Here is an 11,675-nt window from a genome sequence, read left to right as displayed (position 1 = left end):
AAAAGCGGTCATAGCATCACAAGACATGTGCACTGTGTGCAAGCACCGTATATCACCGTGTTGAGGGCAAGTTGGGCATATTGGGGCATTGTGCCTAGTGATGGGTATGCAAAAAGCCCCCCACCCGTCGGAGTGGGGGGCCGGGAAGTCCGGAAGCCGCTTCAGCGTACGGGTTCAGCGCACCAGTTCGGTCATGAACTCGCCGATGCCGGAGGCGGCATCGGATATGCCCTGGAAGCCTATTCCCACCATCTCGGCGGCCCGCTTGGGCTGGGTGATGATCACGAACAGGACGAAGACGGTGAGGGCACCCGTGATGAGCTTCTTGGTGTCCATGAGCGGTGACGGCCTCCCCAACCGGTCCTGCAAAGTCGGGTGAGTCTAACCGGTCAGGTTTGGACACTCACCCGCCCTTTAAGGACCAATGACCCGGTACTCCGGGTCCTTTGCCGGGATGCCGGCGGTTGCGGGGGGCGCGCGATTGGTGTGCGCCCACCGGTTCTGGCAGGAGACCGGCGGGTGAGGGACAGGACCTCACTGCGGGGTCCGAGCCGCGCGCTTTCCCCTGACCGCGGCCCGGACTGGCAGGTTCCGTCCTCGTCGGGGGAAGTGGCTTGTCCCCGCGACGCCACTTCCCCCGTCCCACACGTGGAAGGTCCCGGCTCCGCTCGGGGCCTTCTTCGCGGTTCCCGCTCCGTGGCGCCCGCTGCGGCTACTGCAGGCCGCCGGCGAGGTCCGTGAGGGGCTGTACGGGGGCGATCACGGGCGAGAGCTGGTTCGGCAGCTCCATCAGCTGGTTGAGCTGGTTGGCTCCTTCGCTGAGCTTCCCGCCGATCTCCTGGATGGAGGACGGCGTGGCCCCGGCGGGCATGCCGGGGGCGGCCGTCGGGAGGTCCGGGAGGGTGAGGGGCGCGATGGGTGCGGCGGAGGCGGCGGGTGCGGCGAGGCCCGCGGCGGCCCCCGCGAGGGCGAAGGCGGCGAGCATGCGCTGGGTCTTGGTCATGCCGTGACAACGGCCGAGGGGGCGGGCGGTCACGCGGCCGTACTCCGGAGAGCGGAGCGGGGAACGTCGGGAGCCGAACCACATGCTGTGAGCCGTACGAACGCCGAAAGCCCCGACCCTTGCGGGGCGGGGCTTTCGATCGGAGCGGTAGTGGAGGGATTTGAACCCCCGATGGGTTGCCCCATACTCGCTTTCGAGGCGAGCTCCTTCGGCCACTCGGACACACTACCGAGATGGATCCTAGCCTAAGGAGGTGCATTCGCCGAAATCGGCATCCCGCGTCGGCTGCCGGCCCCGTCGGACGGCCGTCGTCACAGGTCGCGGAAGAAGTCCGTCAGCTGCTGCGCGCACTCCGCCGCCAGGACGCCGCGGACCACTTCGGGCCGGTGGTTGAGCCTGCGGTCCCGTACGAGGTCCCACAGCGAGCCCGCCGCGCCCGCCTTCTCGTCGTCCGCGCCGTAGACGACCCGGGCGACGCGCGACTGCACGAGCGCGCCCGCGCACATCACGCACGGCTCCAGGGTCACCACGAGGGTGCACCCCGGAAGCCGCCATTCCCCGACTGCGGCGGCGGCCCGGCGCAGCGCCACCACCTCGGCGTGCGCCGTCGGGTCGCCGGTCGCCTCGCGCTCGTTGTACCCGGTGGCGAGGATCCCGCCGTCCGGGCCGAGCACGACGGCGCCGACCGGCACATCGCCGGCCGGCACCGCCCGGGCGGCCTCCTGGAGCGCCAGGCGCATGGAGTCCCGCCAGGGATCCCGTACGGGATCGGGGGTGTGCGCGTCGTACGTGTGGATCACTAGCGGACGGCCTCCAGGACCTCGGTGGCGCCGAGCGCGTCGGCGATCTCCGAGAGGGCGTCCCCGTCGAGGGTCATCAGTTGTTTGTGGGTCACCCCGAGGTCGTCCAGCAGCCGGGGGTCGCCGAGCGGACCGGCAGGTACCGGCTCCGAGCCGCTCCCGCCCGCCGCGTCCTCGTCGTCGTCCTCGTCGGTGAAGGAGGCGAGTGCTTCCTCCTCGCCGTCCTCGGTTCCGTCCAGGTCCAGTTCGTCGAGTTCGTCGTCCTCCTTGTCGCTGCCCAGCAGCTCTTTGGTCAGCATCGAGCCGTAGGAGCTGCGGGCGGCCGCGGAGGCGTTCGATACGAAGTACCGCGGGTCCTCCTCGCCGTCCACGCGGACGACGCCGAACCAGGCGTCCTCCTGCTCGATGAGGGCGACCACCGTGTCGTCGTCGACAGCGGCGGAACGGGCGAGATCGATCAGATCACTGAGGGACTCGACGTTGTCGAGTTCCATGTCGCTCGCTTCCCACCCGTCTTCGGTGCGCGCGAGCAGTGCGGCGAAATACACCGTGACTCTCCCACTGGTCTTAGGCGTGCCGGTTGGAGGTCCCCCCGGCCGGAGGTTGGGGTCGAACGGCTGTCGTGCTCGCCGTCCGTACCCCGCCCAATCGGCATCGTGGCAGAAACAGCGGCTTTGCGAGAGGTCTTCCGCGCTTGCGTCGTCCCGCGCCGTGCGCCGCGCGGCCCGGACGGGGGGTGCGCGGCGGTGGTGCCGTACGGCTGCCGGGCGCCGCCGGGGGCCGGGGCGGCTCCCTCGCGGAGGCCGCCGCGCCCGGTCGTGTCGCGGGCCCGGGTGCGGCGCCGGCCGCGGTTACCAGCGGAAGGTGCGCATGCGCATCTGCTGGCGCATGCGGGCCGCGCGGGCGCGGCGGGGCTGGACGCGGTCGCGCAGCGCGCGCGCCTCCATCAGATCGCGCAGGAACTGGGCGCGGCGCGCTCGGCGCTGCGCGGCGGTCTCCGGCGCGTCGTCGCTCGGCTGCGTGTCGGGCATCGGCCACCACCCCGGGCTGGTCGGTCGTTCCCCCCTGCACCCAGCTTCCCCCGGACGGGCGGTTTGATGCCACCCCTGTGCAGGTCAGACGTCGTCCGACAGCGTCGGGACCACGGCCACCGGGCCGTGCGCGTGGTGCAGCACCGCGTGCGCCACCGAGCCGATCTGCAGGGACATGGCGGAGCGCCGCGGGTGGTGGCGTCCCACGACGACCAGCGCCGCCGACTCGGAGGCGATGACCAGCCGGCCGGCCGCGTCCCCGGGCACGGCGGCCTGCTCCACCCGGACGTCCGGGTACCGGGTGCGGAAGGGCGCGAGCCGCTCCGTCTGGGACCGCAGCATCTCCCGCTCGGCGGGCACGGCGTCCCCGTCGTCGGCCAGCCCTTCCGGCGGGATCACCACGAAGGGGCTGTCGATCACCATGGTCGGCGCGGGCGGGATGGCGTACGCGGACACCACCTGGACGGTGGTCCCCCGCACGGCCGCTTCCGAGAACGCGAAGGCCAGTACGTCGTCGGGCGTCTCGGCGGCGTGCAGGCCGAGCACCACCTGCCCGGCGGACTGCCCGGCGGCGGCGTCCCGCGCCCCCGCGCTCCGCTCCGCGTGCGGGACCACCACGACCGGGCACGGCGCCGTGGCGGCCACGGCGCGGCTGTTGGAGCCGAGCAGCAGGCTGGCGAAGCCGCCGCGCCCCCGGGAGCCCATCACCAGCATCAGGGCCTCCGCCCCGATGACCCGCAGCGCCTCGGGGACGGAGCCCTCCAGCGACACGTACTCGACCCCCTCGGGCAGCCCGGAGCGGCCGCCGAGCAGGGCCACGATCTGGTCGCTCACCGGGTCGGCGAACTCCTCCGGCTGTGAGGCGTCGTGCAGCGAGGTCCGGCGCCCCGCGTACAGCTGGGCGTGGTCGGGCAGTACGTGGGCGATCAGCAGCCCGCAACCGTGCAGCAGCGCCGCGGTCCTGGCCCACTCCAGGGCCCTCAGGCTGTGGTCGGATCCGTCGACGGCCGCGATCACCGGTGCGTTGCTCATCAGTCCAGCGTGCTGGGCGTCCGGGCGGGTCGCATCCGCAGGCAGTCGCGGGCGTGGCTGCGGCTTCGGACACGAAGGGGCCGCGTCAGCGCGTAGCCTTTTGGGTGCAGGTCGCGTCGTGCGGCCGTTTTTGCAGGTCGCAGGCCGAGTTTTGGAGGATGTTGTGCGTTTGCAGGTCGTCGATCACCCCTTGGTGGCGCACAAACTCACCACCCTGCGCGACAAGCGCACCGACTCCGCCACCTTCCGGCGGCTCGCCGACGAGCTGGTGACCCTGCTCGCGTACGAGGCCACCCGGGACGTGCGCACCGAGCAGGCCGACATCGAGACCCCGGTCGCCCCGACCACCGGTGTGAAGCTCTCGCACCCGCGCCCGCTGGTCGTGCCGATCCTGCGTGCCGGCCTCGGCATGCTCGACGGCATGGTGCGGCTCCTGCCGACCGCCGAGGTGGGCTTCCTGGGCATGGTCCGCAACGAGGAGACCCTGGAGGCCTCCACGTACGCGACGCGCATGCCGGAGGACCTCTCCGGGCGGCAGGTCTACGTCGTCGACCCGATGCTGGCCACCGGCGGCACGCTCGTCGCGGCGATCCGGGAGCTGATCAAGCGCGGCGCCGACGACGTCACGGCCGTGGTGCTGCTGGCCGCGCCCGAGGGCGTCGAGATCATGGAGCGCGAGCTGGCGGGCACACCGGTGACGGTGGTGACCGCCGCGGTGGACGAGCGGCTCAACGAGCACGGTTACATCGTCCCGGGCCTGGGGGACGCGGGCGACCGCATGTACGGCTCCGCGGAGTAGTTCTCCGCGGAGCGGTCTTCCGGCTCGATCAGCACTTCTTGGCGGGCGCGGGCACGGGGTTGGCCAGGAGGGCCAGCGCCTTGTCCGCGTCCTCCTTCGTACTCAGCTCCTTGAAGGCGTCGCCCAGGATCAGGTCGATGTCCGCGGTCTCGCGGGTGTCGGTCTGCTGGGTGGCGCCGACGAGCTGGGTGCCCAGTACGGAGAAGGCGCCCTTGTCGGTGGCGGGGGAGCCCAGCAGTATCGCGGCGCCGGGGACCTTCTTGTCGAAGGTGGGCGGGGCGTTGCCGACGTTGCCGATGACGAAGCCGCGTTTGGCCAGCTCGTCGCCGACGGCCTTGGCGAGCCCGGCGCGCGGGGTCGCGTTGTAGACGTTGACGGTGATGTCGCCGGGCTTGGGCAGCACGACTGCCGGTTGGGCCGCCGCGGAGGCGGCGGAGACGGCTTCGGGGCCGGCCTTGGTGGCGGGATCAGCGGTCGCAGTCGGACAGTCCTTGGCTCCAGCGGCGGTATTCCGTTTCGGGCTGTTGCCCTGGAACACGTCGATGAGCTGCAGGGCCCCATAGCCGAGCAGGGCCAGTGCGAGGACCGAGCCGCACACGGCGAGGACGATCCGACGACGGCTCCGCTTACGGCTCATGCGGGGGTAGGCGGCTCCCGTGACGCGGTACTTTCCGCCCATGCCGGGGGGAGTGAGCATGCTCATGGGCGCAGCGTAGTGCCGCCCGCCGACGATGCCTACTAAATGATCTGCTGATAGGTCAATACTGACCCGAAAGGCGCAATCTACGCGAAACGGCGGCCTGTCCCGGGGGTGTTCCGAGGTCGGTCCCGAGCCTGCCCCGAGTCCGCCCCGACGCCCGTTCCGGGGGCGGGGCGTCAGTCCATTTCGAGGACGCGGGCGTGCAGGACCTGGCGCTGCTGCAGGGCCGCGCGCACGGCGCGGTGCAGTCCGTCCTCCAGGTAGAGGTCGCCCCGCCACTTGACGACGTGGGCGAAGAGGTCGCCGTAGAACGTGGAGTCCTCGGCGAGCAGCGTTTCGAGGTCGAGCTGCCCCTTGGTCGTCACCAACTGGTCGAGCCGGACCGGGCGCGGCGCGACGTCCGCCCACTGCCGGGTGCTTTCCCGGCCGTGGTCGGGGTACGGCTTTCCGTTACCGATGCGCTTGAAGATCACACGGAAAGCCTACCGGGCCCGGCCCTGCGGGCGCAGCCTCGCAGCGCGGGTGCAAAAGTGGCGTACGGGGCCAATTCGGGAGTGATGCATGAGCGAGAGCACCGAAGCCGCCGCCTCGGCGAATCAGACGGACCCGGCCGACAAGATCGCCGCCGGGTACGCCTTCACCGGACCCGCGCTCGATCTGGGAGCCCTGCTCTGGGACGGCGCCTGCCTGCCGGACCGGCAGATCCGCATCCCCCTGACGATGCTGGGCCGGCACGGGCTGGTCGCGGGCGCCACCGGCACGGGCAAGACCAAGACCCTCCAGCTCATCGCCGAACAGCTGTCGGCGAACGGCGTCCCGGTCTTCCTCGCGGACGTCAAAGGAGACGTCTCGGGAATCTCCGTCCCGGGCGCGTCGAACCCGAGGACCGAGGAGCGGGCCGCGGTCGTGGCCCAGCGGTGGGAGGCCACGGGATACCCCAGCGAGTTCTACTCGCTCGGCGGCATCGGCCCCGGCATCCCGATCCGCTCCACGGTGACGAGCTTCGGTCCGGTGCTGCTGTCGAAGGTGCTCCAGCTCAACCAGACGCAGGAGCAGTCGCTCGGCCTGATCTTCCACTACGCCGACACCAAGGGCCTGGAGCTGATCGACCTCAAGGACCTGCGCGCCGTCGTCGCCTTCCTCGTCACCGACAAGGGAAAGCCGGAACTGAGGGACATCGGCGGGCTGTCCACGGTGACGGCCGGGGTGATCCTCCGGGCGCTGACCGCCTTCGAGCAGCAGGGGGCCGCGGAGTTCTTCGGCGAGCCGGAGTTCGACACCGCCGAGTTCCTGCGGACGGCCGCGGACGGGCGCGGACTGGTCTCCGTACTGGAACTCCCGGCGGCCTCGCACAAGCCGCAGCTCTTCTCCACCTTCCTGATGTGGCTGCTGGCCGACCTCTTCAACGACCTGCCCGAGGTCGGCGACGTGGAGAAGCCGAGGCTCGTCTTCTTCTTCGACGAGGCGCACCTGCTCTTCAACGGCGCGTCGAAGGCCTTCCTCGACTCCGTCACCCAGACGGTGCGCCTCATCCGCTCCAAGGGCGTGGGCGTCTTCTTCGTGACGCAGACCCCCAAGGACGTGCCGTCGGACGTGCTCGGCCAGCTCGGCAACCGGGTGCAGCACGCGCTGCGCGCCTTCACGCCCGACGACGCGAAGGCGCTGAAGGCGACCGTGAGGACCTTCCCCCGCTCCGCGTACGACCTGGAGGAGCTGCTCACCCAGCTGGGCACCGGCGAGGCGGTCGTCACCGTGCTGAGCGAGAACGGCGCCCCGACCCCGGTCGCGGCGACCCGGCTGCGCGCCCCGCAGTCGCTGATGGGGCCGATCGAGGCGGCCGCGCTGGACCGGGCCGTGAAGTCCTCGCCGCTCTGGCCGCGCTACGCGGAGCCGGTCGACCGCGAGTCGGCGTACGAGAAGATCAGCGCCGAGCAGGCCGCCGCCGAGGCGCGGGCGGAGGCGGCCGCGGCGGCCGCGGCGGACGAGAAGCAGGCCAAGGCGACGGAGAAGCAGGCCAAGGAGGCCGAGAAGGAGGCCGCGAGGGCGGCGCGCGGCGCCCCGGAGCCGGAACCCTCACTGGCCGAGCAGGTGGTCGGGAGCGGGCTGTTCCGCTCGCTGGCCCGGTCGATCGGGACACAGCTGGGCCGCGAGATCTCGCGCTCGGTGTTCGGTACGGCCCGCCGGCGCAGATGACGCCGCCCGCCCGCCCGGGCGCGGGAGCGGCCGGCAGAGCAAAGGAGCGGCCAAGGAACGTCGTTCGAGGCGGAATCGAGCGCACCGGGTGCCCGGACCGGGGCGCGCGCTGACAGACTCGTTCCATGCGGACCGAACTGACCGACACCACGTCCAGCAAGATCAACCGGGCCCTGCTCGAGGCCCGCCGGGCCATCGGCAGCCCCACCACGGGACTGGTGCTGACCCTGGTGGTCGTCACCGACGAGGAGAACGCCTACGACGCCGTACGGGCGGCCTCCGAGGCCTCGCACGAACACCCGTGCCGCATCATCGCGGTGATCAAGCGGACCTCCCGGGGCTCGCACAAGCTCCGCGCGACCCGGCTCGACGCCGAACTGCGCGTCGGCTCGGACGCCGGCACCGGGGAGACCCTGCTGCTGCGCCTGCACGGGGACCTGACCGGGCAGGCCGGCTCGGTCGTGCTGCCGCTGCTGGTGCCGGACGCGCCCGTGGTGGCGTGGTGGCCGGCCGACGCCCCCGCCGACCTGGCCGGGGACTCCCTGGGCGCGCTGGCGCAGCGCAGGATCACGGACGCGGCCGAGGCGGCCGACCCGGTCGGCGCGCTCGACGAGCGGGCGGCCGCCTACCGGCCCGGCGACACCGACCTGGCCTGGACCCGGCTGACGCCGTGGCGGGCCCTGCTCGCCGCCGCCCTGGACCAGAAGCCGCTGCCGGTGACCGGCGCGAGGGTGGAGAGCGAGCCCGACAACGCGAGCGCCGAGCTGCTGGCCCGCTGGCTGGAGGACCGGCTCGGCACGCCGGTGGACCGGGTGGCGAGCGACGGCCCGGTGATCACCCGCGTGGTGCTGCAGACCACGGGCGGCGAGATCCGGATCGACCGGCCGGCCGGCGCGCTGGCCACGCTGATGCTGCCGGGGAGCCCCGATCGCAGGGTGGCCCTGAAGATCCGCAGCGGCGCCGAGCTGATCTCGGAGGAGCTGCGGCGCCTCGACGCGGACGTGACCTACGGCTCCGCGCTGCGGCGGCGGCCGCTCCAGGCGGCGCTCTCCGCGTAGTGGTTGTCGTACGTCGAGGAGCTGTCCTTGATGTCCTGCACGGTGGCCTCGCCCGCGTTCACCCGGCCGAGGAGGCGGTAGTAGTCGAAGCGGCCCATGCCGGGGGTGAAGCCGACGAAGACGCTGGCCGTGTGGCCGGCGGCGGGGGCGAAGGCGTGCTTGACGCCCGGCGGGATCGCGATGAAGTCGCCGGCTTCGAGGGTCTGGACCTCTTCGTCGACCAGGATGTCGAGCCGGCCGGCGGTGACGTGGAAGAACTCGGTGGCCTTGGTGTGGAAGTGCACCGGGGCCCCGGCCGCGCCCTCGTCGAACGTGGCCGTGTTGCAGGTGAGTTCGGCGGTGTCCGTCAGCAGCGTGATGAGGCTGCCGGGGGCGTCGTAGATGGCTTCGGCGGTGGCGGCGCGAGTCGCGATCTCTGTCATGTCCCCAGCTTTTCATGGCACGGACGGCCCGGTGCCGCAGATTCGGGGGAGTCCGTCAGGTCGGCCGGACCGCCGTGCCCCGGCCGGCTCACGAGCCGCCGGAGGCCTTCGCCGCCTTGGCCGCGGCCTTCATCTCCTGTTTGTGCGCCCGGACCTTGGCCAGGGACTCGGGCCCCGTGATGTCGGCCGCCGAGCGGTACACGTTCGCCTGTCCGTAGCCGCCCGCGGCCTCCCGCCAGCCCTTCGGGCGCACGCCGAACCGCTTGCCCAGCAGGGCGAGGAAGATCTGCGCCTTCTGCTCGCCGAATCCCGGCAGCTCCTTGAGGCGCCGCAGCAGCTCCTCCCCGGTCGTGGCGTCGGCCCAGACGGCGGCGGCGTCCCCGTCGTAGTGCTCCACCAGGTACGCGCACAGCTGCTGGATCCGCTTCGCCATCGACCCCGGATACCGGTGGACGGCGGGCTTCTGCGACAGCAGCGCGGCGAAGGCCTCCGGGTCGTACGCGGCGATGGCGTGCGCGTCCAGGTCGTCGGAGCCGAGCCGTTGGGCGACCGTCCAGGGCCCCGAGAACGCCCACTCCATCGGCACCTGCTGGTCCAGCAGCATTCCGACGAGCGCGGCGAGCGGGCTCCGGCCGAGCAGCGCGTCGGCCTCCGGCTGCTGGGCCAGCCGGATGGTGATGTCCTTGTCCATGGATCCAGCCTGCCGCGCGGACGCGTTCCCCGCGCGGCCGCCGCACCGCGCGCCTAGCGTGTGTACGACGGCAGGTACGAGGACGGGTACGAGTCGAGGAGTCGATCGATCATGGTTGAGTTCACCGAGGGCGCGCCGTGCTGGGCGGACGCGATGTTCGCCGACGTGGAGGCCGCGAAGAGCTTCTACGGCGATGTGCTGGGCTGGACCTTCGGCGAGGCGAGCAGCGAGTACGGCAACTACACCCAGGCGTATTCCGACGGCAAGGCGGTGGCTGCCGTGGTGCCGCCGATGCCCGGCGCGGACGCCCCCTCGCAGTGGTGCCTGTACTTCGCCTCACCCGACGCGGCGGCCACCGCCGAGAAGATCAAGTCGGCCGGCGGCGAGGTGGTGATGGAGCCGATGCAGGTCGGCAGCTTCGGCACGATGCTGATCGCGAAGGAGCCGAGCGGCGCGGTCTTCGGCGTCTGGCAGCCGGGCGAGCACAAGGGCTTCGAGAAGACCGGGGAGGCGGGCGCGTACGCCTGGGCGGAGCTCTTCACCCGTGATCTGGGCAAGGTGGATGCGTTCCTCCCGAAGGTCTTCCCGTACGGCGCCCAGAAGATGGAGTCCGATGACCCGGAGATGGCCGGGATGGACTACAAGATCTTCAGCGTCGGCGGCACGGAGAACCCGGTCCTCGGCCGGATGAGCATGGGCGACGAGTTCCCGCCCCAGATCCCCCCGTACATCCAGGTCTACTTCGCGGTCCCGGACTGCGACGAGGCGGTGGCCAAGGCGAAGAAGCACGGCGGCCACCTCCACTTCGGCCCGATGGACAGCCCCTTCGGCCGCTTCGCCGCGCTGACGGACCAGCAGGGTGCGGCGTTCGCGGTGATCGACATGTCGACGACGACGGGTGACATGCCGAAGATGTCCGACGCGTAGCCGTACGCTCAGACCGCTTCTCCCGCGTATGTCCGGCAGCCGTTGCACGTGCCGGGGGCCGGGCTGCGGAAGGCGAGGTCGCACGTCTCGCAGGTCTGGAAGGGGTCCGGCGGGACGAAGGGCTCTCTGCGGGCCAGGGGTGCCAGGAGCGGGGGGAGCTGGGTCGTCAGGCGGTGGGCGATCAGGCCGGCCGGGCTGCGGGGGTGGTCCGGGAGGTTCGCCGCAAGGGCGCTGGTCACCGCCTGATGGGTGGCGCCGCGCTCCAGCCAGGCCTCGACGCCGCCGGCGAGGCGTTGGATGTCCCGCTCGCCGAGGAGCAGGCGCGGATCGACCCGGCGGAGTTCGGCCAGGAGCTCCTCTGCCAGCTGCCGACGGGCCGGGTTGTCCGGGTTGCGGGGCGCAGGGACGGCCGCCGCCCGGTGCTTCGGGGACGCAGAGGGCGCCGGTTCGGGGTCCGGTTCCGGCTCCGGTTCGGGTTCCGGCTCCGGGTCTGGGTCCGGTTCGGGCTCCGGGTCCGCGGGGGCCGCTGCGGACTCGTGGGTGGCTGCCCTCGGCTCGTTGTAGAACACCGTACGGGTGACGATCCGCCCGTCCGGGAGCTGCTCCTGGAGCCGCCGCAGGTACCCGTACGCCTCCAGCTCGCGCAGCGCCTTGCCGATTGCGGTCTCCCCGAGCGGCAGCTGCCTGGCCAGGGCTTTGATGCCGACCGGGGTGCCGGGGGGCACGGACTGGATGTACGAGGCGAGGGCCCGCGCGTTCATCGACAGGTGCGGGTGCCGGATCAGGCCGTTGCTGACCACGGTGAAATTGCGGGTCTGCCGGACGTTGGCGTGTTGAACGCCGTACGTGGCGCGCGAGGGCGCGTTAAAGTGCTGGAAAGCCATCGGGAAGTTGGATCCTTCTCGTGGTCAGGCCCTCGTCGGGAGTGCAATCCCGGCGGGGGCCGTCCTGTGTCTGGAGTTGTCGGGGCGAGCATATGCCAGGCAACCGGCATGAAATCCAGCTGAGTTGGCCCGGTT

General features: G+C 71.8%; 15 protein-coding genes and 1 tRNA gene. 4 read left to right on the top strand and 12 right to left on the bottom strand.

Annotated features, from left to right (window positions below; all coding sequences use genetic code 11):
• Positions 1-174: 174 nt before the first annotated feature.
• The 7 genes from OG429_RS18980 to OG429_RS18950 all read right to left on the bottom strand — a co-directional run bounded on the left by OG429_RS18980 (position 175) and on the right by OG429_RS18950 (position 3,866).
• Positions 175-336, bottom strand: coding sequence for a hypothetical protein (locus OG429_RS18980; protein WP_215014193.1), 162 nt, complete (start codon positions 334-336; stop codon positions 175-177).
• A gap of 376 nt (positions 337-712) precedes the next feature.
• Positions 713-1,003 carry a hypothetical protein gene (locus OG429_RS18975; RefSeq protein WP_328926485.1) on the bottom strand — a complete coding sequence of 97 codons (291 nt, stop codon included), beginning with the start codon at positions 1,001-1,003 and terminating at the stop codon, positions 713-715.
• Positions 1,004-1,148: 145 nt separating this feature from the next.
• Positions 1,149-1,233, bottom strand: a tRNA-Ser gene (locus OG429_RS18970).
• A gap of 81 nt (positions 1,234-1,314) precedes the next feature.
• Positions 1,315-1,743 (bottom strand): tRNA adenosine(34) deaminase TadA, encoded by a 429-nt coding sequence (gene tadA, locus OG429_RS18965; RefSeq protein ID WP_328930340.1) that lies wholly within the window; start codon positions 1,741-1,743, stop codon positions 1,315-1,317.
• Between the two features lie 59 nt (positions 1,744-1,802).
• Positions 1,803-2,351: a tRNA adenosine deaminase-associated protein gene (locus tag OG429_RS18960; RefSeq protein WP_328926484.1), complete on the bottom strand. Its 549-nt coding sequence runs from the start codon at positions 2,349-2,351 to the stop codon at positions 1,803-1,805.
• A 303-nt stretch (positions 2,352-2,654) separates the two neighbouring features.
• Positions 2,655-2,834 carry a hypothetical protein gene (locus tag OG429_RS18955; protein ID WP_030027564.1) on the bottom strand — a complete coding sequence of 60 codons (180 nt, stop codon included), beginning with the start codon at positions 2,832-2,834 and terminating at the stop codon, positions 2,655-2,657.
• An 84-nt stretch (positions 2,835-2,918) separates the two neighbouring features.
• Entirely contained in the window at positions 2,919-3,866 is a 948-nt protein-coding gene (locus OG429_RS18950; RefSeq protein WP_328926483.1) for a universal stress protein, read from the bottom strand.
• A 163-nt stretch (positions 3,867-4,029) separates the two neighbouring features.
• Here OG429_RS18950 and upp point away from each other — a divergent pair, with 163 nt between their 5' ends.
• Complete coding sequence (gene upp / locus OG429_RS18945) at positions 4,030-4,665, top strand: uracil phosphoribosyltransferase (protein ID WP_328926482.1); 636 nt, start codon at positions 4,030-4,032, stop codon at positions 4,663-4,665.
• Positions 4,666-4,693: 28 nt separating this feature from the next.
• Here the strand turns inward: upp and OG429_RS18940 are convergent, their stop codons facing one another.
• Positions 4,694-5,368 carry a LytR C-terminal domain-containing protein gene (locus tag OG429_RS18940; protein ID WP_328926481.1) on the bottom strand — a complete coding sequence of 225 codons (675 nt, stop codon included), beginning with the start codon at positions 5,366-5,368 and terminating at the stop codon, positions 4,694-4,696.
• A 173-nt stretch (positions 5,369-5,541) separates the two neighbouring features.
• Positions 5,542-5,838 carry a type II toxin-antitoxin system VapB family antitoxin gene (locus tag OG429_RS18935; RefSeq protein ID WP_017240525.1) on the bottom strand — a complete coding sequence of 99 codons (297 nt, stop codon included), beginning with the start codon at positions 5,836-5,838 and terminating at the stop codon, positions 5,542-5,544.
• An 88-nt stretch (positions 5,839-5,926) separates the two neighbouring features.
• On the opposite strand from OG429_RS18935, the gene OG429_RS18930 reads away from it, so the two are divergent.
• Positions 5,927-7,558: a helicase HerA-like domain-containing protein gene (locus OG429_RS18930; RefSeq protein WP_328926480.1), complete on the top strand. Its 1,632-nt coding sequence runs from the start codon at positions 5,927-5,929 to the stop codon at positions 7,556-7,558.
• Positions 7,559-7,683: 125 nt separating this feature from the next.
• Positions 7,684-8,616, top strand: a complete 933-nt coding sequence (opcA, locus tag OG429_RS18925) for a glucose-6-phosphate dehydrogenase assembly protein OpcA (protein ID WP_328926479.1) — start codon at positions 7,684-7,686, stop codon at positions 8,614-8,616.
• Here opcA and OG429_RS18920 read toward each other — a convergent pair.
• Positions 8,565-9,038: a cupin domain-containing protein gene (locus OG429_RS18920; protein ID WP_328926478.1), complete on the bottom strand. Its 474-nt coding sequence runs from the start codon at positions 9,036-9,038 to the stop codon at positions 8,565-8,567. The two genes, opcA and OG429_RS18920, sit on opposite strands and share 52 nt — an antisense overlap.
• Positions 9,039-9,126: 88 nt before the next feature.
• A complete protein-coding gene (locus OG429_RS18915) occupies positions 9,127-9,729 on the bottom strand; it encodes an HhH-GPD-type base excision DNA repair protein (RefSeq protein WP_328926477.1) in 603 nt (200 codons plus the stop codon).
• Between the two features lie 111 nt (positions 9,730-9,840).
• Between OG429_RS18915 and OG429_RS18910 the strand changes: the two genes are divergently transcribed.
• On the top strand, positions 9,841-10,656 hold the full coding sequence (locus OG429_RS18910) for a VOC family protein (protein WP_328926476.1): 816 nt from the start codon (positions 9,841-9,843) through the stop codon (positions 10,654-10,656).
• An 8-nt stretch (positions 10,657-10,664) separates the two neighbouring features.
• Here OG429_RS18910 and OG429_RS18905 read toward each other — a convergent pair whose 3' ends face one another.
• A complete protein-coding gene (locus OG429_RS18905; protein ID WP_328926475.1) occupies positions 10,665-11,540 on the bottom strand; it encodes a helix-turn-helix domain-containing protein in 876 nt (291 codons plus the stop codon).
• Between the last annotated feature and the right edge of the window lie 135 nt (positions 11,541-11,675).

The sequence above is a fragment of the Streptomyces sp. NBC_00190 genome, assembly GCF_036203305.1.
Taxonomy (GTDB): domain Bacteria; phylum Actinomycetota; class Actinomycetes; order Streptomycetales; family Streptomycetaceae; genus Streptomyces.
This window is presented reverse-complemented; position numbering and strand designations above follow the sequence as displayed.